The organism is Microbacterium sp. P03 (genome assembly GCF_043556235.1).
Lineage (GTDB): Bacteria > Actinomycetota > Actinomycetes > Actinomycetales > Microbacteriaceae > Microbacterium.
This window is the reverse complement of record NZ_JBIGIM010000006.1, coordinates 41,241-61,680: the sequence shown is the minus strand read 5'-3', so window position 1 is coordinate 61,680 and position 20,440 is coordinate 41,241. Positions and strand designations below refer to the sequence as shown.

Annotated in this window: 22 protein-coding genes; 15 read left to right on the top strand and 7 right to left on the bottom strand. The window is 69.7% G+C overall.

Features of this window, described 5'->3' with window-relative positions:
* The first annotated feature begins 73 nt into the window (after positions 1-73).
* The 3 genes from ACFXOO_RS14570 (at position 74) to ACFXOO_RS14560 (ending at position 3,561) form a co-directional block, all read left to right on the top strand.
* Positions 74-1,567, top strand: a complete 1,494-nt coding sequence (locus ACFXOO_RS14570; RefSeq protein WP_394563951.1) for an APC family permease — start codon at positions 74-76, stop codon at positions 1,565-1,567.
* Positions 1,560-2,303, top strand: coding sequence for an IclR family transcriptional regulator (locus tag ACFXOO_RS14565; protein ID WP_394563950.1), 744 nt, complete (start codon positions 1,560-1,562; stop codon positions 2,301-2,303). Before ACFXOO_RS14570 ends, ACFXOO_RS14565 begins: the two co-directional genes overlap by 8 nt.
* A gap of 148 nt (positions 2,304-2,451) precedes the next feature.
* Entirely contained in the window at positions 2,452-3,561 is a 1,110-nt protein-coding gene (locus ACFXOO_RS14560) for a fatty acid desaturase family protein (RefSeq protein ID WP_394563987.1), read from the top strand.
* 153 nt (positions 3,562-3,714) lie between these two features.
* On the opposite strand, the gene ACFXOO_RS14555 is transcribed toward ACFXOO_RS14560, so the two are convergent.
* The 3 genes from ACFXOO_RS14555 to ACFXOO_RS14545 all read right to left on the bottom strand — a co-directional run bounded on the left by ACFXOO_RS14555 (position 3,715) and on the right by ACFXOO_RS14545 (position 6,029).
* Complete coding sequence (locus ACFXOO_RS14555; protein ID WP_378840122.1) at positions 3,715-3,921, bottom strand: cold-shock protein; 207 nt, start codon at positions 3,919-3,921, stop codon at positions 3,715-3,717.
* Positions 3,922-4,344: 423 nt separating this feature from the next.
* The gene (locus ACFXOO_RS14550) at positions 4,345-4,998 is read right to left on the bottom strand and encodes a Pr6Pr family membrane protein (protein WP_394563949.1); all 654 of its coding nucleotides are present in this window, start codon (positions 4,996-4,998) and stop codon (positions 4,345-4,347) included.
* A complete protein-coding gene (locus ACFXOO_RS14545) occupies positions 4,995-6,029 on the bottom strand; it encodes an aromatic acid exporter family protein (RefSeq protein ID WP_378840117.1) in 1,035 nt (344 codons plus the stop codon). Before ACFXOO_RS14545 ends, ACFXOO_RS14550 begins: the two co-directional genes overlap by 4 nt.
* Positions 6,030-6,107: 78 nt before the next feature.
* Here ACFXOO_RS14545 and ACFXOO_RS14540 point away from each other — a divergent pair, with 78 nt between their 5' ends.
* Entirely contained in the window at positions 6,108-6,533 is a 426-nt protein-coding gene (locus tag ACFXOO_RS14540; RefSeq protein ID WP_394563947.1) for a YchJ family protein, read from the top strand.
* A 20-nt stretch (positions 6,534-6,553) separates the two neighbouring features.
* Here the strand turns inward: ACFXOO_RS14540 and ACFXOO_RS14535 are convergent, their stop codons facing one another.
* A complete protein-coding gene (locus ACFXOO_RS14535) occupies positions 6,554-7,351 on the bottom strand; it encodes an LON peptidase substrate-binding domain-containing protein (RefSeq protein ID WP_378850133.1) in 798 nt (265 codons plus the stop codon).
* A 109-nt stretch (positions 7,352-7,460) separates the two neighbouring features.
* Here ACFXOO_RS14535 and mmuM point away from each other — a divergent pair, with 109 nt between their 5' ends.
* Genes mmuM through ACFXOO_RS14510 form a run of 5 tightly spaced genes read left to right on the top strand, consistent with a single transcriptional unit; the run spans position 7,461 to position 11,312 of the window.
* The gene (gene mmuM / locus ACFXOO_RS14530) at positions 7,461-8,417 is read left to right on the top strand and encodes a homocysteine S-methyltransferase (protein ID WP_394563946.1); all 957 of its coding nucleotides are present in this window, start codon (positions 7,461-7,463) and stop codon (positions 8,415-8,417) included.
* A gap of 28 nt (positions 8,418-8,445) precedes the next feature.
* The gene (locus ACFXOO_RS14525) at positions 8,446-9,609 is read left to right on the top strand and encodes an NAD(P)-binding domain-containing protein (protein WP_394563945.1); all 1,164 of its coding nucleotides are present in this window, start codon (positions 8,446-8,448) and stop codon (positions 9,607-9,609) included.
* 4 nt (positions 9,610-9,613) lie between these two features.
* A complete protein-coding gene (locus tag ACFXOO_RS14520) occupies positions 9,614-10,111 on the top strand; it encodes a DUF427 domain-containing protein (protein ID WP_378840103.1) in 498 nt (165 codons plus the stop codon).
* A 45-nt stretch (positions 10,112-10,156) separates the two neighbouring features.
* Complete coding sequence (locus ACFXOO_RS14515; RefSeq protein ID WP_394563944.1) at positions 10,157-10,930, top strand: isocitrate lyase/phosphoenolpyruvate mutase family protein; 774 nt, start codon at positions 10,157-10,159, stop codon at positions 10,928-10,930.
* A gap of 4 nt (positions 10,931-10,934) precedes the next feature.
* Entirely contained in the window at positions 10,935-11,312 is a 378-nt protein-coding gene (locus ACFXOO_RS14510; RefSeq protein ID WP_378840098.1) for a TraR/DksA family transcriptional regulator, read from the top strand.
* 37 nt (positions 11,313-11,349) lie between these two features.
* On the opposite strand, the gene ACFXOO_RS14505 is transcribed toward ACFXOO_RS14510, so the two are convergent.
* Entirely contained in the window at positions 11,350-11,760 is a 411-nt protein-coding gene (locus tag ACFXOO_RS14505; RefSeq protein ID WP_394563943.1) for a nitroreductase/quinone reductase family protein, read from the bottom strand.
* Positions 11,761-11,869: 109 nt separating this feature from the next.
* Here ACFXOO_RS14505 and ACFXOO_RS14500 point away from each other — a divergent pair, with 109 nt between their 5' ends.
* Entirely contained in the window at positions 11,870-12,919 is a 1,050-nt protein-coding gene (locus tag ACFXOO_RS14500) for a zinc-dependent alcohol dehydrogenase family protein (protein ID WP_378840093.1), read from the top strand.
* Positions 12,920-12,984: 65 nt separating this feature from the next.
* On the top strand, positions 12,985-13,632 hold the full coding sequence (locus ACFXOO_RS14495; protein ID WP_378850150.1) for an NAD(P)H-binding protein: 648 nt from the start codon (positions 12,985-12,987) through the stop codon (positions 13,630-13,632).
* A gap of 16 nt (positions 13,633-13,648) precedes the next feature.
* On the opposite strand, the gene ACFXOO_RS14490 is transcribed toward ACFXOO_RS14495, so the two are convergent.
* Positions 13,649-13,861 (bottom strand): DUF1653 domain-containing protein, encoded by a 213-nt coding sequence (locus ACFXOO_RS14490; RefSeq protein WP_394563942.1) that lies wholly within the window; start codon positions 13,859-13,861, stop codon positions 13,649-13,651.
* A 203-nt stretch (positions 13,862-14,064) separates the two neighbouring features.
* On the opposite strand from ACFXOO_RS14490, the gene rpsA reads away from it, so the two are divergent.
* The 4 genes from rpsA to ACFXOO_RS14470 all read left to right on the top strand — a co-directional run bounded on the left by rpsA (position 14,065) and on the right by ACFXOO_RS14470 (position 19,293).
* Positions 14,065-15,516, top strand: coding sequence for a 30S ribosomal protein S1 (rpsA, locus tag ACFXOO_RS14485; RefSeq protein WP_394563941.1), 1,452 nt, complete (start codon positions 14,065-14,067; stop codon positions 15,514-15,516).
* Positions 15,517-15,651: 135 nt separating this feature from the next.
* Entirely contained in the window at positions 15,652-16,305 is a 654-nt protein-coding gene (locus ACFXOO_RS14480; protein ID WP_394563940.1) for a hypothetical protein, read from the top strand.
* Between the two features lie 79 nt (positions 16,306-16,384).
* Entirely contained in the window at positions 16,385-18,115 is a 1,731-nt protein-coding gene (locus ACFXOO_RS14475; protein WP_394563939.1) for a sensor histidine kinase, read from the top strand.
* Positions 18,115-19,293, top strand: coding sequence for a hypothetical protein (locus ACFXOO_RS14470; RefSeq protein ID WP_378840076.1), 1,179 nt, complete (start codon positions 18,115-18,117; stop codon positions 19,291-19,293). The genes ACFXOO_RS14475 and ACFXOO_RS14470 overlap by 1 nt, the downstream gene beginning before the upstream one ends.
* A gap of 9 nt (positions 19,294-19,302) precedes the next feature.
* On the opposite strand, the gene ACFXOO_RS14465 is transcribed toward ACFXOO_RS14470, so the two are convergent.
* Entirely contained in the window at positions 19,303-20,178 is an 876-nt protein-coding gene (locus ACFXOO_RS14465; protein ID WP_378840074.1) for a response regulator transcription factor, read from the bottom strand.
* Positions 20,179-20,440 lie beyond the last annotated feature (262 nt).

Below are 20,440 nucleotides of genomic sequence, written 5' to 3'. Positions count from 1 at the left end.
CGAGCGCGAAACATGGTCTTCGCGACGGCGCAACGGCACCGGGGTAGCGTCACGGGGGAATCCGGAGGCGACCATGACCGCACTCGAGCGGGCGATCGCGACGCCCGACCCCGTCCACGACTTCGGCGCGCGGTCGCCGCTGGACGGACTCGACCGTCGGAGCGTCGGATTCGCGGACGTGCTGGCGCAGTCCGTCGCCGCCGTGGCGCCGTCGGCGGCCGCGACGACCATGATCGTGCTGGTCGCCGGCGTCTCATCGGGGGGCACCGTCATCGCCGTCGTGATCGCGACCGTCATCGCGCTCATGGTCGCCCGAACACTCAACGTCTTCGCCCGCCGGATGGTGACCTCCGGGAGCCTCTACACGTATGCCGCGAAGGGACTCGGCCGCGCAGCCGCTCTCGCGGCAGGTGTCGCGAACCTGGCGGGGTACGGCTTCATCTCGATGTTCGCCCTCCTCGGCGGCGCGCACTACAGCTCCCTCCTGCTGCAGCGGCTCTGGCCCGGAGCGGCTTCTCCCGTCGCCGTCGTCGGCATCCTCGTGATCGAGGCGGTGATCCTCGCCGTCGTCCTCGTGCGCGGCATCCGGTTCTCGACACGCGTCGCCCTGATCGTCGAGCTGATCTCGGTGGCGATCATCGTGGGACTGCTGACCGTGCTGCTGGTCCGGATCGGACCCCTCGATCCTGCGGCGATCGTGCCGGCGGGCGGCTTCTCCGTGGCGGGTTCGGCGGCCGGTGTGGTGCTGGCGCTCACGGCTTTCGTCGGGTTCGAGAGCTCGGCCACGCTGGGGGTCGAGGCGCGCTCGCCGCTGCGGAACATCCCCCGGTCGATCGTGTGGACCGTCCTCGTCGCCGGTGGGCTCTTCGTCCTGGCGGCGTATGCGCAGGTGGCCGGCTTCCGCGTGCTCGGTCGTGAGCTCGCGGACTCCGCGGCACCCGTCAACGAGCTCGCGTCCGCGTACGGCCTCGATCAGTGGGGGATGACGGTCGACATCGGCATCGCGGCATCTTTCCTCGCCTGTGCCGTCGCGTCGACCACCGCTCTGACCCGGGTGCTGTTCGCGATGAGCCGTGACGGGGTCGTGCCTTCCCGGCTCGGCCGAGCGCACTCGCGCTTCCGCACCCCCATCGGTGCCGTCCGGGTGGCCGTGCCGGTCATCGTCGCCGTGCCGATCGTCCTGATCGCCGCCGGGGTGGAGCTGTGGGACGCGATGCAGGCCGTCCTCGTCATCGCCGCGGTCGGCTACATCGTCGCCTACACCCTCGTCTGCGTCGCCGCACCGGTGTTCCTCCGCAGGATCGGCGAGCTCACGCTCGGTACCGTCCTGGTGGCGGGCATCGCCGCGACGGCATTGGTGGCCGCGCTCGGCGTCTATCTGATCGTCGAGGGCCAGCGCGGCAACCCCGGCGTGTGGATCGCGGCGGCGCTGGCGGCGATCGCGGGCATCGCGATCGCGTGGCGCATGCGGCGGTCCTCGTCCGAACCTCTGGATCTCGGCGGCTACGACGAGCCGCTCGCATCGGAAGTCCTCGGCGGAGTGGCCCGGCGGGGTTCCGATGGCTGAGGCAGCGGCCGACCCTCCACCGGCCCCCACACTGACGGCCCGACAGCCGCGCGCGATCCACAGCGCACTCACGGTCCTCGAGGCCGTGGCCGCCCTCGGCGCGGGCGTCACGGCGAGGGAGATCTCCGCCACCCTCGGGCTGCCGCGAGCGACGACGTATCGCCTGCTGAACCTGCTCGTGCAGGACGAGTTCCTCGTGCGCACCCCGGATCTCGCAGGGTTCGCCCTCGGCGCGAAGGTCGTGCAGCTCGCCGTGGTGGCGGCGCCCGTGCGCCTGCCCACCGCCGCACGTGACGTGCTCGCGCAGACCCGGTCACAGGTGCGCGGGGGCGTCCACGTCGTCGTCTTCTCGGGCGGTCGACTGTCGGTCGTCGACGCCGACCCCGACTTCCCCCTGAGCGACGGGGTCCGTCTGGCGAGAGAACCGGAGCGGTTCGCGCTCGGTCGTCTCATGCTCGTCAGCGACGATCCCGGGACGGCCCGGCGGGCGACGACCGAACCGCGCGCGCACATGCTCGCCGCTGCCGCCGACGATCTGCGCCGTCACGGCGCGACCCGTCAGATGGGCGAAGTCCTCCCCGGATTCGGATGCCTCGCCGTGCCGATCCGCGACGCGCAGGGGTCCGTCGCCGGAGCGGTGGGCTTCTCGGGACCGCAGCATCGCGTCGAGCATCCGCAGGCCGTCGTGCGCCTGCTGCGCCCGGCGGCGGACCTCCTCAGCCCACTTCTGACCTGACCGTGTGAACACCCTGGACATACGCCTCGCATCCCGCCAGCGGCATGTACGTATGCCTAGACTGAAATCAGCGATCGGCTCCCGCCGTTGGCTTTTATTCACGGACCGCGTCCCGTCCCGCGAGTTTGCCAACTGAGAAGGTGTTGCCATCGCTACTGTCTCCGCACCCGAATCGCGCCTCGGACCCATCCGTCAGACGTATGCGGGAAACGACTCGTTTCCGCACCTGACCCACGCCTACACGCAGGTTTCGCAGGTCGTTCGCGAGACGGGCCTGCTCGGGCGTCGCCAGGGCTTCTACGCCATGGTCGGCGGTGTGCTCGCTCTGCTCTTCGCCGGCGCGATCACCGGTTTCGTCCTGCTGGGGGACAGCTGGTTCCAACTGCTGATCGCCGCCGCTTTCGGCATCCTGTTCACGCAGGTGGCGTTCCTCTCCCATGAGGCTGCGCACAAGCAGATCCTCGCCTCGGGTCCGGCCAACGATCGTCTGGCACGCATCCTCGCCGTCGGTGTCGTCGGCATCAGCCTCGGCTGGTGGAACTCGAAGCACACGCGTCACCACGCGAACCCGAACCGCGTGGGCAAGGACCCCGACATCGAAGTCGACACGGTCTCGTTCACCGAGGAGGACGCGGCGAAGGCATCGGGTGCGCTCGGCTTCATCACGCGCCGTCAGGGATGGCTCTTCTTCCCCCTCCTCACGCTCGAGGGCCTGAACCTGCACTACCTCGGCTTCAAGCACCTCCTGAGCCGCGGGCCCGTCAAGGATCGCTGGGCGGAGCTGGCCCTGGTCACCGCGCGCTTCGTGATCGTGCTCACCCCGATCTTCGTCTTCCTCCCCCTCGGGATGGCGTTCGCCTTCATCGGCGTCATGCTGGCCGTGTTCGGTGTGTACATGGGAGCGTCCTTCGCCCCCAACCACAAGGGCATGCCGATCATCGACGCCGGCGCGAAGCTCGACTTCTTCACCAAGCAGGTGCGCACGTCACGCAACATCTCCGGCGGCTGGTGGGCGACCATCTTGATGGGCGGTCTGAACTACCAGATCGAGCACCACCTCTTCCCGAACATGCCCCGGCCCCATCTCGCGAAAGCGCGCGAGCTCGTCCGCGAACACTGCGAGAGCCTCGACGTGCCCTACACCGAGACGACACTCATCCAGTCGTACTGGATCGTCATCCAGTACCTAAACCGCGTCGGTCTCGCCGCGCGCGACCCGTTCGACTGCTACATCGTGGAGCGCTTCCGCAAGGCGTAGCACCCGCCTCACCGGTCGAAAGGGCCGCCCCGCTCATCGCGGGGCGGCCCTTTCGCGTTTGCGGAGCCGTGTCGCTCGTCGCGACTCCCGGACATGCGGAAAGGCCGCCCTGCAAAGCAGGACGGCCTTTCGTCGTTCGAAGCTGTGAGGCGCTCAGAGCGGGCGGATGTTCTCCGCCTGCAGGCCCTTGGGGCCCTGCGCGACGTCGAACTCGACCTGCTGGTTCTCCTCGAGGTTGCGGAAGCCGCCCGTCGAGACGATCGCGCTGTAGTGCGCGAACACGTCGGGGGTGCCGTCGGCCGGGGCGATGAAGCCGTAGCCCTTTTCGGAGTTGAACCACTTCACGGTTCCAGTTGCCATGATTTCTTCTTTCTTTCGGTGTTCGGCACGGCTTGTGCGGTGCCAATCGACCACGCCGTGCAAGGTGTGGACAGTGGAGGAGGCCTAAGGCCGGGGAAGGAAGCGCATCGGCCGTTCGAAACGGCCGGCGCAGGATGCGGCGATCAGATGCGCCACAGACGCCGTATGCGGCGTGGGAGAGATGGGGATTCAGTCTTCTTTCGCTCCGCGCCGAGGGCGTCGGGAGTGTCTTCTCAGGCGGTGTGAACCGTCGCGGGTGATCAACGGCCGATGTTCCGACACGTCAGCGACACGATGGCGAGCATCCTGCGAACTGTGATCACCACTGAGCCTACACGCTATGGATCTCCTGCACACGCGTCGGGCGCGATCCGTGTCACCTCGACGCTCTCCGAGCAGCGTGGGTGCCGGCCGGGGTCGGGTTCAACGGCGCCTTCTGCGTAGTGCGCCGCCGACGCGATCCAGCCCGACGATCGCGAAGGCGAGCACGACGACGATCGCGATCACGCGGAGCAGGCCGATGACGAGGTCGCCCGGCGCCATGGACGTGAAGTCGACGAACGGGTAGGGGAAGCGGTCGGCGATCGTGGGCGCGGCCGCAGCACGGACGAGGACGACGACGCCGTAGCCGACCGGGTAGAGCACCCACAGCGCGGTGTCGCGCCAGCGGACCTTGCGGTGCGGCCCGAACGCGACCCAGTCGACGAGGACGAGTACAGGCGTGACGTAGTGCAGAAGGAAGAGCGACTGATTGGTCAGTGCCTCGGCGGGGTCGGGCACGAAGAGGCCGGGGAGGGGATTCGCACCGCCGCTCAGCAGGAAGTGCGCGACGAGTCCCGTCACGGTGATCCACAGGGTCACACCTCCGCGCAGACGTGGGGCCGGGGCATCCGACGTCCGGCGTCTGCCCATCCCGTAGAGAGCGCCGCTGAAATAGGCGAAGACGATGATGTTGCTCTGCGTCGTGAAGAAGATGACGCGGTGGTCGGCGGTGACCAGGCCGACGCCGCAGCTCACGAGGATGAGGATGCGCCACCAGAAGGCAGGGGTCCGCCAGAGCGAGAAGGATCGGGTCATGACGCGTTCTCCCCGCGGAGTGCCTCATGGATACGGTGGAGGTCTTCGAGCATGGAGCCGATGAGCACCCAATGCGAGGGGGAGGGGGCGCTGATCGTGAGCGGGGCCGTCAGCGCGGGGGCTTCGCGGAACGACGGAGGCGTCGCAGCATCCAGCCCCGCGGACAGGCGCACATCGTGTGCTGCCCGACGCAGCTGCTCGGCGATCGCACGCAGCGCCGGCTCGCCGGTGAGCCCGGGATCGCCGTGGTCGCGCATGGCCCGCGTCATGCCGATCACCTGGGTGACGATCGGCCCGAAGCGCTCGAGCTGTGTGCTCAGTTCGGAGAACTCGGCGCGATGGCCGCGGCCGCGGGGATTGAGCGCGAGAGAATCCTCGCCGGTGACGATCGCCGTCTCAGCGGCATCGCGCATCGGCCTCATCAGGCGCGCCTGCCGCAGCAGCTCTTCGAGTTCGGCAGGGGTCTGCGGGCGCTCCAGCGCGTGGGCGAGTCGCTCGAGCGATGCCGCCAGCTCCTCGGCCAGGTCGTCGACGGCGGTGCGGGCGGGAGCCAGGGCCACGGGCGGCACGAGCGCGAGGTTGACGATGATGCCGATCGCGGCGCCGATCATGGTCTCGAGGATGCGGTCGAGCGCGTAGTTGGGCGTGGCCGCCCCCAGCGCGAGCACGAGCATCGCGCTGATCGCCACCTGATTGGTCGTGGGCGCCGTCATGCGCAGCGCCCACGCGATCACCAGGGCGATCACGATCGCCACCAGGATGACCCATTCGGCACCGCCGAAGGCCATGCCGAGCAGCGACGCGATACTCACTCCCGCGATCACGCCGACACTGCGTTCGATCGCCTTGCTGAGCGACTGGTTGAGACTCGGCTGCACCACCAGCAGAGCGGCGATCGCAGCGAAGACCGGCAACGGGCCGGGGATGAGCCACCCCGCGACGAGCCAGGCGGCGACGGCGGCGACGGCGGACTTCGTGATCTGCAGCAGCGGTACGCGGCGCGAAGACCTGATCGCTGCGGTCATATCCATGGGTCCACGGTACGGCGTGCCCGGGCGCTGGACTCCGACGGGCGTTCCGGCCCCCTCCGCCCGTGCGAGGGTGAGTCCGTGACCCCTCGTTCCCCCGCCGCCTCGGGCCGCCGTGGGATCGCCTCCGACGCCCCCTGCCCGTGCGGCAGCGGCGAACGCTTCGACGGATGCTGCGGGCCGCTGCTCGACGGTGCGCCGGCACCACGGCCCGAAGCCCTGATGCGGTCGCGATACACGGCGTTCGCCCTGGGCGACGCTCCCCACCTGCGCGAGTCATGGCATCCGGGCACGCGACCCGACACGATCGACCTGGACGCGGCGACCCGGTGGATCCGGCTCGAGATCCTCGACGTCGAGGGTGGAGGTCGCGACGACCGACGGGGCACCGTCGAATTCCGGGCGTGGTACCGGGATCCGGGTCGCCCTGAGACGTCACTGCACGAGCGCAGCCGATTCGTCCGACAGAGCGGGCGCTGGTGGTATCTGGACGGTGCGGTGCGATGAGGGGGCGTGGCGCCGTCGTGTCAGGGCTTGCCCGTGTCCGGTTCGCCGGCGTCGCCGGGGTCTTCGGCATCCTCGCGGGCGGCGTCCGCGTCGCCCGCATCGGTCGCCTCGTTCCGAGGACCGCTCGCGCGGGCGTCCGGCTCGCCGTCCGGTGCGGAGGAGTCCGTCGCCAGCAGGAGCGCGAGCGCCTCATCGAAAGCGGCGTCCTCCGTGGGCGCCGTCAGCGCCGGTTCGGCGGCCAGCGTGAGGGCGATCACGGTGGTGAGCAGATCGCGCGTGGTCGGAGACCGCAGAAGCGCGAGTTGGTCGATCTCCGAGAGCGGGGCGATCGCGGCGAGTTGCCAGCACGCTTCCACGGGGTCGTCCGAGAGCTCCACATCGGGATCCCACGCCACGGTGCCGAACTCGATCACCCGCGCCAGCACCCGGCGGACGGTGCGCTCGGCATCGACGCGAAGGTCGGTGAGGTCGTCGTCCCAGACGAGGTCGGGGATGTCGCGGACCTCGGCGACGGGGTGCGGGTCTTCTTCGAGCCAGCGGACGACCTCGACGCGCCGCCCGCCCTGGGCGACGAGCGCCACATCGTCGTCACGCGGGGTGACCTCCGTGATACGGGCCATCGTCCCGATGTCGAAGCGCCGGTCGCCGCCGCCGGCCGCCTCGTGACCGCGCTCGATCAGCACCACTCCGAACTCGGGATCGCCGCTGTTGAGGACGCGCGCGAGCATGACGAGGTAGCGGTCTTCGAACACGCGCAGCGCCACCGGCATGTGCGGGAACAGCACGCTGCCGAGGGGGAACATCGCTTCCTCGGTCATGCGTCCAGTCAAGCAGGCCCTGTACCCCGCCGGGGCGGAGATTTCATGTTGGCCGACGCGTACGGACTTCTCTCCGCGCCCTCGTGAGGGAGCACCATAGAATTCCCGGATGCCGAGCCTCGCCGCGTCACTCGCCGCCGCACCCATCGTCCTCGACGGGGGTCTGGGCACCCTTCTGGAGGCGCACGGGCACGATCTCACGTCCGACCTGTGGTCTGCGCGGCTTCTCGCCGACTCGCCCGGGGCCGTCCGTGCCGCTCATCGCGAGTTCTATGAGGCGGGCGCGCGGGTCGCGATCAGCGCGTCGTACCAGGTCAGCTACGAGAGACTCGCTGCGGCGGGGTTCGACACCTCGGCTGTCGATGCCCTCCTCGCCCGCAGCGTTCACGTCGCGCGCGAAGCGCGGGAGGAGGCCGGTCTCGCCGACCCGTCGGCAGTCGTGGCCTCGGATGAAGAGGTGGGCTGGGTCGCGGCATCCGTCGGCCCGTACGGCGCCATGCTCGCCGATGGAAGCGAATACACGGGGGACTACGGCATCGGCGTCGCTCAGCTGCGCGCATGGCATCGCCCACGACTGCGCGCTCTCGCGGAGTCGGGCGCCGACGTCCTCGCCGTCGAGACGCTGCCGTCGCTCGCGGAGGTCGAGGCGGTCGTCCGTGAACTCGACGGTATCGGCGTGCCCGCGTGGGTCAGCGTCACGGTCGCGGGTGGCGCACTGCGCACGGGGGAATCGCTGGCGGATGCGGCGGCCATCGCCTCCTCGGCGCCCGAGGTGATCGCCTTCGGCGTCAATTGCTGCGACGCCGGCGAGGTCACCGGCGTTCTCGGCGAGGCTGCGCTCTGTGCTCTGCCGGGGGTCGCCTACCCGAACAACGGCGAGCAGTGGCATGCCGGAGGACGGACCTGGTCGGGAGATCCCGTGACCGTTCACGACAGGGTCGCGGAGTGGGTCGACGCGGGTGCCCGACTGGTCGGCGGATGCTGCCGAGTGGGTCCCGCCGAGATCGGCCAGATCGCGGCGGCGGTGCGCCGGGGTGGCCGCGAGCGCCCGTCGTCCGCGGAATAGCCCACGCGAGGCATCCGTTTGTCCTCTCGTGAATGAGTCTGACCCGCGGCACGTCGACGTGGTGGTGATCGGCGCGGGTCAGGCAGGTCTCTCGGCGGGCTATCACCTGCAACGGCGGGGATTCGAGCCGTGGGACGCCACCTCCGACGCGCTGCGGCGCACGTTCGTGGTGCTCGATGCGAACCCGGCCGCCGGTGGAGCGTGGCAGCATCGGTGGCCGTCCCTGCGCATGGGAACCGTCAACGGCATCCACGAGCTACCCGGCGCGACGGTTCCGCCGGCCGATCCACGGGCCGCGAGCCGGGACACGCTGCCACCGTATTTCGCCGACTACGAGCAACGGTTCGACCTGCGTGTGCAGCGCCCGGTGCAGGTGCGTGCCGTCCGCCGCGCGGACGCAGACCCCCGCGGACGTCTCCTCGTCGAGACCGATCACGGCACGTGGGCGGCGAGGTACGTCATCAATGCCACCGGTACGTGGACGAAGCCGTTCTGGCCGTCCTACCCCGGCCGGTCGCGGTTCCGGGGGCGTCAGCTGCACGTCGCCGACTACTCCTCCGCGGAGGAGTTCCGTGGGCAGCGCGTGATCGTGGTCGGTGCGGGTGTCTCCGGCGTGCAGCTCCTCGATGAGATCTCCCACGTCGCGGACACCGTGTGGATGACGCGGCGCCCGCTGCAGTGGATCGACGACGACTTCGATGTGCCCGCGCGGGTCGCGGCGATCGCCGGCGTGGAGGATCGCGTGCGGCGGGGGTTGCCCCCGGGCAGCGTCATCTCCGTGACCGGCATGCACTGGACGCCGTGGGCCCGCGCTGCGCAGGCTCGCGGCGTGCTGGTGCGGCACCCCATGTTCTCCTCCATCGAGGAGAACGGCGTGCGGATGCCAGACGGCTCGTTCCTGGCGGCGGACGCCATCCTGTGGGCGACGGGCTTCCGTGCCGCCCTGGATCACCTCGCACCCCTCCACCTGCGCACACCCGGGGGAGGCATCCGCGCCGACGCCTCGCGGGCGACGGACGAGCCCCGCTTGTTCCTCGTCGGCTACGGGCCGTCCGCATCCACCGTGGGCGCGAATCGCGCGGGGAGGGCGGCCGTCGCCCAGATCATCGCCGACCTCGACGAGCGCCGGGGGACGGACGGGACCATCCACGAAGCGCACCCGGCCCCTGCCCCTCGGATCGACGTAGCCTGACATCATGCGTCGCCCCGATCCGCTTCCCGTTCACCCCGGCCAGGAATCGGTGTGGTCCTACCCTCGGCCACCACGGGTCGAGCGCATGTCCGAGCTCGTGACGATCGATCTCGGCGGAGTGCGCATCCTCGAGACGGACGACGTGGTGCGGGTGCTCGAGACCAGCCATCCGCCCGTGTACTACGTGCCGATCTCGGCGTTCGCGGACGACGCGTTGGTCGCGGCATCCGGGTCGTCCTTCTGCGAATTCAAAGGTGCCGCGCGCTATCTCGACGTGCGGGGCGGGGATGCCTCGGCCGAGCGGGCGGCCTGGAACTATCCGTCGCCTTCTCCCGGCTATGAATCGCTCCACGGTCGGGTCGCGGTGTACGCGGGAGCCATGGACCGGTGCACCGTCGACGGCGAGACCGTCGTGCCGCAGCCCGGCGGCTTCTACGGCGGCTGGATCACCTCACGCATCGTCGGACCTTTCAAGGGTGTGCCGGGGTCCATGGGCTGGTGACGACGGCATCGCGCGGTCCGGCGGGGGGACGGTAGCGTCGAAGCCATGACAAGCCCCCTCGAGAAAGCCCAGTCCCTGTCGGCCCTTCACGCCGCCCCCGAGATCCTCCGTGTCGTGAACGTCTGGGATGTCATCTCAGCCAAGGCCGTCGCCGAACTTCCCCAGACGAAGGCGCTCGCCACCGCCGGCCACTCGATCGCCGCGTCATACGGCTACCCGGACGGCACCATTCCCCTGGACGTCTCACTCGGGATGATCTCCCGCATCGTCGAGGCGACCGAGCTCCCGGTGTCGTCCGACCTCGACGACGGGTACGAGGATCCGGCCGAGACCGTACGCCGCGCGATCGGCGTCGGCATCGTGGGAGCCAACATCGAGGACCGCCTCCGCCCGCTGGCGGAATCCGCCGCGCGGGTGGCGGCCGTCATTAAGGCAGGCGAGTCCGAGGGCATCCCCTTCGTCCTCAACGCCCGAACCGACGCGTTCGTCCGTGGCGGGGATCGCCCCGTCGCCGAATCGATCGCCGACGCGATCGAGCGCGGCCGAGCCTTCCTCGACGCGGGTGCCAGCCTCGTCTTCGTCCCGGGCGTCCTCGACGCGGATGTCACCCGGCAGCTGGTCGAGGGCATCGGCGAGCGCAAGATCAGCGTGATCGGTCTTCCCGGCGCGCTCACCGCGGCCGAATACGAGGCGCTCGGAGTCGCGCGCATCTCGTACGGGCCGATGACGCAGCGCGTGGCTCTGACGGCCCTGCAGGACCTTGCGACGGACCTCTACGCCGACGGCGTCATCCCCGCGTCCACCCGCGCTCTGAACTGACGGCATGCCTCGCGCCGACGACGAAGGGTTCCGCGCCGAATCCGCGGTTCTCCTCCGTCGGCGGCGGGAGGCGCTGCTGGCCGAGCTCGGGACGACCGAAGCGCAGCTCGTCGAGATCAGAACCGCGAAGGGGGACACCTCCACCGACGACGAGCATGATCCGGAAGGCCCCACGCTGGCGGTCGAATGGTCGCGGGCGGAAGGCCTTCGGGCTGCCTCCGAGAGGGAGCTCGCGGAACTGCAGGATGCTGCGGCGCGCGTGGCCGCGGGCACCTACGGGGTCTGCGTCGACTGCGGTCTCGAGATCCCGATCGAGCGTCTGCGGGTGCGACCGTCGGCCGCGCGCTGCGTACCGTGCGCCGAGGCTGCCGCGGCCCGCTGACGACGTCGGGCACCAGGCCCTGCAGCCGAAAGCGCGATCAGTCGTCCGTGAGCGCCAGCGAGAAGACCGCGATCGTCCTGGTCGTCCTCTTCTCGTATTCCGCGAAGCCCGGCGACGCGGCCACGAAGCGCGCCCACGCGGCGTCGCGGTCGGCGCCGGTGAGCTCCCGGGCGGTGGCGGGGTGTTCCCCGTCTCCCGTCTCGACGGTGACCTGCGGGTGTGCGCGGAGGTTGTGCGCCCAGGCGGGTTCGTCGGGCGCGCCGGCCTTGGACGCGGCGATGAGCCAGCCGCCGTCTGCGGGGATCCCCATCAGCGGGCTGACACGCACCGTGCCCGATTTCGCGCCGGTGTGGTGGAGGAGGATGAGGCTGTCGCCGAAGCCTGCGGTGGTGACGCGACCGTGATGTGCGCGGAACTCGGCGATGATCTGCTCGTTGAAGTCGCTCATGCGCCCACCCTACGAGCAGCGCGGAGGATGCCGCGCGGGGCCCGAGGACACCCGGGGATCCGCCGGCCTTCTCGTGGCCGGGTCCGTCGCCGCGCAATAGGCTCGTGACATGCTTGCAACCCTCATCCATGCCCCCCGCGACATCCGTGTCGAAGAAGTGCCCGACCCGGTGCTGTCCACCGGCGGCGATGCCATCGTGCGGGTGGTGGCCGCGTGCGTGTGCGGTTCGGACCTCTGGCCCTACCGCGGGGTGGTCCCGACCGATCATCCCCACCGGATCGGGCACGAGTTCGTGGGAGTCGTCGAAGCGGTCGGTCCCGACGTGCGCGCGGTCGCGCCCGGCGACTTCGTCATCGCGCCCTTCTACGTCTGCGACGGAACGTGCGCCAACTGCCGCAACGGCGTGAGCACGTCTTGCCTCGCCGGCGGCTGGTGGGGCAGCGACGACCAGGTCGGAGGCTTCGCCGACGGCGGCCAGGGTGAACGCGTACGCGTGCCTCTCGCCGACGGCACACTGGCCGTCGTGCCCGGACCGGTGGCCGACGAGGAGATCCCCGGACTGCTGACCCTGAGCGACGTCATGGGCACGGGTCACCACGCGGCGGTCTCGGCGGGCGTCGGCCCCGGCGACGCCGTGGCCGTCGTGGGAGACGGCGCCGTGGGCCTGTGCGCGATCATCGCCGCCAAGAGGCTCGGTGCCACGACGATCATCGCGATGTCACGGCATCCCCAGCGTCAAGAGCTCGCCCGTCGCTTCGGGGCGACGCACATCGTCGAGGAGCGCGGCACGGACGGCATCGAACGCGTGCGCGAGCTGACGGGCGGAATCGGCGCCGATCGGGTGCTCGAGTGCGTCGGCACTAAGGAGTCGATGGACCAGGCGCTGAGGTCCACCCGCCCCGGGGGCATGGTCGGCTACGTCGGCGTGCCCAACGGCGGTCCGGAGCTGCCGGTGCGCCAGATGTTCGGCAGCAATGTGGGCGTGAACGGCGGGGTCGCACCGGTACGCGGCTACATCGAGGAGCTGCTCCCGGACGTACGATCCGGAGCCATCACGCCAGGGCTCGTGTTCGACCTCGATCTGCCGCTCAGCGAGGCCGCCGAAGCGTATGCGGCGATGGACGAGCGCCGCGCGACGAAGGTGCTCCTCCGCCCGTAGCGCCGGCCCACCGCCGATCCTGCCCGCCTACGCTGGATCAGGCACACCCCTACGAAGGAGTCATCATGTCACGCATCATGCTCGTCGGCGGTCACGGCAAGGTCGCTCTGCTGCTCGCCCCTCTCCTCTCCGCTCGAGGAGACCAGGTCTCCGCCGTGATCCGGAATCCCGACCACAGCGAAGACGTCTTGGCGGCCGGCGCGGAGCCGGTGGTGGCCGATGTCGAGAAGCTGGACGTGCCGGGGCTGACCGACCTCGTCGCGGGTCAGGACGCGATCGTGTGGACGGCCGGCGCGGGCGGCGGCAGCGCCGAGCGCACGTGGGCGGTCGACCGCGATGCCGCGATCCGCTCGATGGACGCCGCTTCGGCCGCCGGAGTCGACCGGTACGTGATGGTGTCGTACTTCGGCGCAGGTCCCGACCACGGTGTGCCCGAAGACGACTCCTTCTTCGCCTACGCCGAGGCGAAGAGCGCTGCGGACGCGCATCTGAGCGCGACCGACCTCGCGTGGACGATCCTCCAGCCCAGTGCGCTGACCCTCGACCCGCCCACCGGCCGTATCGACGTCGAGGCCGCCGAGTCCGAGAGCGTCGGTCGTGCGGACGTCGCCGCGGTGGTCGCCGCGGTTCTGGTAGACGAGTCCACGGTGGGGCGCAGCATCCGGTTCAACTCCGGCGACGTGCCGATCGTCGAGGCCGTCGCGGGGGCATAGCGTCGTCGTCGACGACTCACTCGATCCTGGTGAACCGCGGGCCGAGATGACCCTCGTGCTCGACGGTCTCGACCCACATCGTCGCCGGACGGATCCACAGCGAGGCCGGGTCGTCGCGGGGGCGGTACACGACATGCACCTCTTCGGTCTCGCTGTGACGGGCGGTGCCGATCACGTCGTAGAGCCCGCCCTTGAAATGTCGATACGTCCCCGGGTCGATGGTGTCCATGCCGCGACCCTAGGCCCGGCGCGCGCCGACCGTTCTCTGTTACCCTTGAATGTCATTCGCGTGACTCGCTCGTCATGCGCTCGCGACATCGCACAACCAATCCAACTGCTTCGATCCGAGGCATCCGTTCGCCTGCGGGCTGCGGACGCCGGCAGCATCGTGTCGAAGCCCGACACCCCACCCCTACAAGGACAACCCACTACATGACTATCGCAACCGCCCCGGCCACCAAGCAGGTCGCCATCAATGACATCGGATCTGCTGAGGACTTCCTGGCCGCGGTCGAGAAGACACTGAAGTTCTTCAACGACGGAGACCTCATCGAAGGCACCGTCGTGAAGATCGACCGCGACGAGGTCCTCCTCGACGTCGGCTACAAGACCGAGGGCGTCATCCCCTCGCGTGAGCTTTCGATCAAGCACGACGTCGACCCCAACGAGGTCGTCAAGGTCGGCGACGCCGTCGAGGCCCTCGTCCTCCAGAAGGAGGACAAGGAAGGCCGTCTGATCCTGTCCAAGAAGCGCGCGCAGTACGAGCGTGCCTGGGGCGACGTCGAGAAGATCAAGGAGAACGACGGTGTGGTCACCGGTTCGGTCATCGAGGTCGTCAAGGGCGGTCTGATCGTCGACATCGGCCTCCGCGGCTTCCTGCCCGCGTCGCTCATCGAGCTGCGCCGGGTCCGCGACCTCACGCCGTACCTCGGCCAGGAGATCGAGGCGAAGATCCTCGAGCTCGACAAGAACCGCAACAACGTCGTGCTCTCGCGTCGCGCCCTCCTCGAGCAGACCCAGTCCGAGTCGCGCACCACGTTCCTCAACAACCTGCACAAGGGCCAGGTCCGCAAGGGCACGGTCTCGTCGATCGTCAACTTCGGTGCGTTCGTCGACCTGGGCGGCGTGGACGGCCTTGTGCACGTCTCCGAGCTCTCGTGGAAGCACATCGAGCACGCGTCGGAGGTCGTCGAGGTGGGCCAGGAGGTCACCGTCGAGATCCTCGAGGTCGACCTCGACCGCGAGCGCGTCTCGCTGTCGCTCAAGGCGACGCAGGAGGACCCGTGGCAGGTCTTCGCCCGCACGCACGCCATCGGGCAGGTCGCGCCGGGCAAGGTCACCAAGCTCGTTCCGTTCGGCGCGTTCGTGCGCGTCGCGGACGGCATCGAGGGCCTCGTCCACATCTCCGAGCTCTCCGGCAAGCATGTCGAGCTCGCAGAGCAGGTCGTTTCCGTCGGTGAAGAGGTCTTCGTGAAGATCATCGACATCGACCTCGAGCGTCGTCGCATCTCGCTGTCGCTCAAGCAGGCCAACGAGCTGGTCGACCCCAACGGCACCGAGTTCGACCCGGCGCTGTACGGCATGGTCACCGAGTACGACGACAACGGCGAGTACAAGTACCCCGAGGGCTTCGACGTCGAGACCAATGCCTGGAAGGAAGGCTCGGACGAGGCCCGCGAGAAGTGGGAGCAGGAGTACGCCGCTGCCCAGGGTCGCTGGGAGGCTCACAAGGCCGCTGTCGCTAAGGCCGCTGAGGCCGAGGCGAACGCCCCGACCGAGACCTCGAGTGCATCGTCGTCGTTCTCGACCGACAGCAACGGCGGCGGTACGCTCGCCGACGACGCGGCTCTCGCGGCGCTCCGCGAGAAGCTCTCGGGTCGCTGATCCACAGGTAGACACGCGATGATCGACTGACGTCGAGAATCATCGAGAAGGCCGGAACCCTCGGGTTCCGGCCTTCTTGCATATCCGGACCGCGGATGCCGCGTCCTCAGGAACCTCCGAGGGATCGACCGTAGCGTGAAGCGATCCGCACACTCCACGGAGGACATGATGGGTTTCTGGGACCGGCTGGTCGGCAACGACGACACCGCGCGGCAGGCTGCGCCCGGCCAGGGCGCACCCGGAGGGCCACCGCGCTCCGAGGACGACATCGCGATCGAGCGTTATCGCTATCTCTTGCGCACCGCACCGCCGGAAACCATCGAGCAGGTGCATGCGGAGGCGTTCGCGCGGCTGACCGACGACCAGCGGCGGCAGGTGCTGGCCGACCTCTCGGCAGGCCTGCCACCCACGGAGCGGCCGCGCTCCGACGACCCGGCCGCCCTCGCCCGCGCGGCAACCCGGGCCGAGACGATGAACCCGGGGTTCATGGAGCGTTCGTTCGGGGGGTCGGGCGCGGCGCGCTCCGGGCCCGGTTTCGGCTCGATGGTGGGGTCGTCCATCCTGGGCACGGTCGCGGGTTATGTGATCGGCTCCGCGCTCGTGAGCACGTTCTTCGCTCCCTCCTTCGCCGAGGGTGGCGGAGCCGACGGGTCGGAGAGCACGTCGGATGCCGGGACCGCGTCCGACGGCGGCGCCGCGCCCGACAGCGGCGCTTCGGACGGAGGCTGGGCGGACGGCGGTGCGACCGACGCCGGATTCGGCGACTTCGGTGGTGACTTCGGCTTCTGACCTGCCCGCAGCGGCTGCGGGCGCCCGGCCCCGCGTGTGCCTGATGGCTGACGGTGGAGCGACGCGATAACGTCGGTTCATGGCATTCCCCGGTGTCGCCGGCATGCGCGCCGGTGACCAGCCCGAGCGCGCGGTCGAAGCGGTGCTGGACCGCACCCGCGAGCGGACGGCGAGCCTGAATCAGCTCCTCTTCGGAGCGGCTGTCGTGGTGATGTCGATCCTCGTCGCCACCACACCCTTTCCCGGGGATGCCGCCCTTTTCTACGCAGCGGTCGTGCTGGTCTTCCTCATCACCGGCGCGACGATCGTCATCCCCTGGAACCGGTTGCCGCTGCCGCTGCTCGCGGCGGTGCCGGTGCTGGACATCGTGGCGATCACCATGATGGAGCTGGCCAGTCCCGACACCGGACTCGGGCTGCTGTGGATCTTTCCCGCGATCTGGCTTCCGGCCAGCTTCGGCGTCGTGGGCCTGGTCGGCGGGCTCGTGCTCATCGTCGGCATCTACATCTCGACGATCGCCCTCACGCAGGATCATGAGCCCGACTTCTCGACCTACCTGCTCGTCCCCGTCATCGTGGCCGTCAGCGGCTCCAGCTTCCTCACCGCGCGTCGGGCCGCCGCGCAGCGGATGCTCCTCGACAAGCAGGCGAGGCTGCTCGGACACGCCCTCGAGCGCACACGGCGGCAGGAGCAGATCGTGACCGAGGTTCTCGACGCGGTCGACTTCGGCGTCATCCGCATCGAGAAGGACGGCTCCATCTCGATGGCCAACGAAGCGCACGACCGACTGCAGCAGACACTTCCGCAGGCGAGCGAGGGCGGCAGCCCCGCGTTCCGGCAGGACGGCGTCACCCCCGTCCCGGCGGGTGGACTTCCTCTCGAACGCGCCCTGCGAGGTGAGGCCTTCGACGGGCAGATCGTGTGGTTCGGCGAGCCCGGTGCCGATTCGCGTGCGATGAGCGTTTCGGCACGGCGTCTGAAGGATGAGAACGGCGGCGAAGCCGGGGCCGTCCTGATCTCCCGCGACCTCACCGGCGAATTGAACGCGCTGCGCGCCAGGGACGAGCTCGTCGCGTCGGTCTCCCACGAGCTGCGCACGCCCCTGACGGCCATCCTCGGCTACATCGATCTCGTCATCGACGACGACCGCATACCCGAGAGCGCCCGGGCCAAGCTGGAGATCGCCGAACGCAACGCCGAACGGCTCCTGGGCATCGTCGCCGACATCCTCGCGGCATCCAGCGCCTCGCAGTCGTCCGTCGAACTCACGATCACGCCCGATGACATCGACATCGCCGATGTGCTGCGAGCCGCCGCCGAGTCGCTCCAGCTGCGCGCGGACGAGCGGAACGTGTCGTTCGACCTCACCGGGCTCGAGCCCGCGCACGCGTACGCGGATGCCCAGCGCCTGCGACAGGTCATCGACAACCTCATCAGCAACGGCATCAAGTACAACCGTGACGGGGGTGTCGTGACGATCGGATGCACGGTGGACGGCGACTCCACATGGATCCTCGTCCGCGACACCGGCATCGGGATGACCGAGGAAGAGGCCGCCGGACTGTTCGAGCGCTTCTATCGCGCGGAATCCATCCGCAGCTCCGGCGTGCGGGGGACAGGTCTCGGGCTGGCGATCAGCCGCGACATCGTGCGCGCGCACGGCGGCGACATCACCGTGCGCAGCTATCCGCAGATCGGGTCGACCTTCGTGGTGCGTCTGCCCTCCACCCGCGCCGCAGCGGCCCCGGCGCCGCGGGTCCCTCCGCGGGACGAAGAGGACGCCGCGTCGACGGACGAAGGGGTCCTCTGATGCTCGACCCCCAGTCCGTATCGGTCATGACCGCCCTCGTCGTCCTGGTGAGCGGCGCCGCCTTCGTCGTCGAGACACTCATCCGTCGCGATGAAGGCGCGGGTCGCATCTGGGCGCTGGCCTTCCTCGCGGGCATGCTGACCACCGTCTGCTACCTCGCGTGGGCCTATGTGCCCTCCGCCTGGTGGATGGTCGGGATCGGCAACGCGGCGTTCGTGGCGACCACCGGCTGCATGTGGCTCGGATGCCGACGGTACAACGGTCACGCCATGATCACTTCTGCGGCCGCGGTGTCGGTCTGCGCGGTGGTCGCCGCCGGCGTCGCGGTGCTGGAGGGTTCCGACGGAGGCGCCTGGGCCGGAGCGCTCTGGATGTTCGCCGTTCTCGCGGTCTTCGCCGCACTGGGGGCGGTCGAGACCCTTCGCGGCGACCTGGGGCGGACGCGCACGGCGAGGGCGCTCACCGTCGTCTTCGTCATCCAGTCGGTCTTCTACGTCGCGCGCTCGGCGGTGTTCCTGACATCCGGCCCCGACAGCGATGTCTTCCAGCGGTGGTTCTCGACGGTCAGCACGAGTTTCGTGACGATCACGCTGACGATCGTGGCGCTCGTGGTGACGTCGGTGCTGCGCGCGGGGCGCGCGCAGCTGAGGAACTCCACGCTGTCGGAGGGGAAGGGTGCTCGCGGCGACGGCATCCTGTCTCTGCCTCTGTTCACGCGCATCGTCGGCGACGTGCTCTCCCGCTCGCAGCGTCGGCACGAGCTGGGCGCCGTCGTCTCCGTGCGCCTGGAGGACCTGGAGCAGATCTCGTCGGCATTCGGCAGCGAGACCGTGCGGGCGCTGCTGGCGCAGTGGCGCGAAGCTGTCCGGCTCCTGGCGCCGTCGGACGCGATCATCGGCGAGGACGGATCGGGCGGTCTGCTCCTGGGCATGCTGGAGGAGTCCGGCAGCGATGCCAAACGCCACGCGACCCTGATCTATGCGGGCCTCTTCGAGCGGCTGGGAACGGTGACGGGCGGGATCATCCCCATCGTCGGCGTCGGTCTGGCGCTCACGAGCACATCCGGCTACGACGTCGAGGATCTCAGCCGCGTCGCCCGGATCGCCGCTCGTCGCGCAGCCGACCAGGCCGACGCATCGGTCGTCGTCGGCGGTGTGGAGGACTGGACGAGGCGGTGAGGCCCGCCGTCACTGCGCGGTGAGGCGGTAGCCCACGCCGCGGACCGTCTCGATCCACCGCGGGTTCTGCGGCGATTCTCCGAGCTTGCGGCGGATGTTGGCCATGTGCACTTCGATCGCCCGAGCGTCGCTGTCACTGAGGAACTCGGTGCCTGTGTAGCGCTCGCCGCGCAGCATCAGGGCGAGCTCGCCCTTGCTGCGGACACGGCGGCCCGCCTGGAGAAGCTCGACGAGGATGTCGAATTCGCTGCGGGTCAGCTCGAGGGTGTCGTCGCCCAGCGCCGCGACCCGCATCTCGGGGTGGATCCGCAGGCCGTTGTGGCCGAGCCATCCGGCTCCGTCGTCGTGCGCGGTCTCGCGGTCGTTCGGCGTCGTAGCGGCGGCCGCCTGGGCGGGGGCGTCGATGGCCGCGGTGTGCACGCGCGGGCGTCGCAGCATCGCTTCGATGCGCGCGCGCAGCTCGCGCGGCCGGAAAGGCTTGGTCATGTAGTCGTCGGCGCCGGATTCCAGACCCTGCAGTGCGTCGATCTCCTCGGTGCGCGCCGTCAGCATCACGATGTACGTGTTGCTCGTGGCGCGGATGCGCTTGGCGGTCGCGAACCCATCGATCCCGGGCATGTTGACGTCGAGCGTGGTGACGATCGGATTCACGGTGCGCACCAGCTCGATGCCGTCGAGTCCGTTCGACGCCGTGTGCACCACGAAACCCGCCTGCTCGAGCACGTCGGCGAGCAGCGAGCGGATGTCCGCTTCGTCCTCGACGACGACCGCGACGCGCGCTTCGTCCACTGGATAACCCCCCTGGTCGCGACTCTCCGCCAGCGGAGGGTCGGTGACCTCGGTCAGGATATCCCAGAACGCAGCGGTGAACGCTTCACCGGGCATGCGGAAATTCTCCGCTGCTCATCGCCGCCTCCTCTGCCGCCGGGCGACGCGTTCGCCTCGACCGGGAGGTGGGGCGCCGTGTTCGGGTCACGGCGCCCCGTCCCCGACACGGTCGGGGAGTGTGCGCGACTGTCCGGGGGTGCCCGAAATCGTCTGCCACTCCTGACGCTACGACGAGCCCCTCAGTGCGACCTCAGTGCCCGCTCATGCCGTCCCGAGGATCGCGACCTGAGCGAATGCTGAGGAAGCGCCCAGCGCCGTC

Bases quoted from the DNA above. Each gene is read 5' to 3' on its own strand.
- ACFXOO_RS14570 (WP_394563951.1), top strand. From the start codon at position 74: ATGACCGCACTCGAGCGGGCGATCGCGACGCCCGACCCCGTCCACGAC.
- ACFXOO_RS14565 (WP_394563950.1), top strand. From the start codon at position 1,560: ATGGCTGAGGCAGCGGCCGACCCTCCACCGGCCCCCACACTGACGGCC.
- ACFXOO_RS14555 (WP_378840122.1), bottom strand. From the start codon at position 3,921: ATGGCAACTGGAACCGTGAAGTGGTTCAACTCCGAAAAGGGCTACGGC.
- ACFXOO_RS14550 (WP_394563949.1), bottom strand. From the start codon at position 4,998: ATGACCCGATCCTTCTCGCTCTGGCGGACCCCTGCCTTCTGGTGGCGC.
- ACFXOO_RS14545 (WP_378840117.1), bottom strand. From the start codon at position 6,029: ATGGATATGACCGCAGCGATCAGGTCTTCGCGCCGCGTACCGCTGCTG.
- ACFXOO_RS14535 (WP_378850133.1), bottom strand. From the start codon at position 7,351: ATGACCGAGGAAGCGATGTTCCCCCTCGGCAGCGTGCTGTTCCCGCAC.
- mmuM (WP_394563946.1), top strand. From the start codon at position 7,461: ATGCCGAGCCTCGCCGCGTCACTCGCCGCCGCACCCATCGTCCTCGAC.
- ACFXOO_RS14520 (WP_378840103.1), top strand. From the start codon at position 9,614: ATGCGTCGCCCCGATCCGCTTCCCGTTCACCCCGGCCAGGAATCGGTG.
- ACFXOO_RS14515 (WP_394563944.1), top strand. From the start codon at position 10,157: ATGACAAGCCCCCTCGAGAAAGCCCAGTCCCTGTCGGCCCTTCACGCC.
- ACFXOO_RS14510 (WP_378840098.1), top strand. From the start codon at position 10,935: ATGCCTCGCGCCGACGACGAAGGGTTCCGCGCCGAATCCGCGGTTCTC.
- ACFXOO_RS14505 (WP_394563943.1), bottom strand. From the start codon at position 11,760: ATGAGCGACTTCAACGAGCAGATCATCGCCGAGTTCCGCGCACATCAC.
- ACFXOO_RS14500 (WP_378840093.1), top strand. From the start codon at position 11,870: ATGCTTGCAACCCTCATCCATGCCCCCCGCGACATCCGTGTCGAAGAA.
- ACFXOO_RS14495 (WP_378850150.1), top strand. From the start codon at position 12,985: ATGTCACGCATCATGCTCGTCGGCGGTCACGGCAAGGTCGCTCTGCTG.
- ACFXOO_RS14490 (WP_394563942.1), bottom strand. From the start codon at position 13,861: ATGGACACCATCGACCCGGGGACGTATCGACATTTCAAGGGCGGGCTC.
- rpsA (WP_394563941.1), top strand. From the start codon at position 14,065: ATGACTATCGCAACCGCCCCGGCCACCAAGCAGGTCGCCATCAATGAC.
- ACFXOO_RS14475 (WP_394563939.1), top strand. From the start codon at position 16,385: ATGGCATTCCCCGGTGTCGCCGGCATGCGCGCCGGTGACCAGCCCGAG.
- ACFXOO_RS14470 (WP_378840076.1), top strand. From the start codon at position 18,115: ATGCTCGACCCCCAGTCCGTATCGGTCATGACCGCCCTCGTCGTCCTG.
- ACFXOO_RS14465 (WP_378840074.1), bottom strand. From the start codon at position 20,178: ATGCCCGGTGAAGCGTTCACCGCTGCGTTCTGGGATATCCTGACCGAG.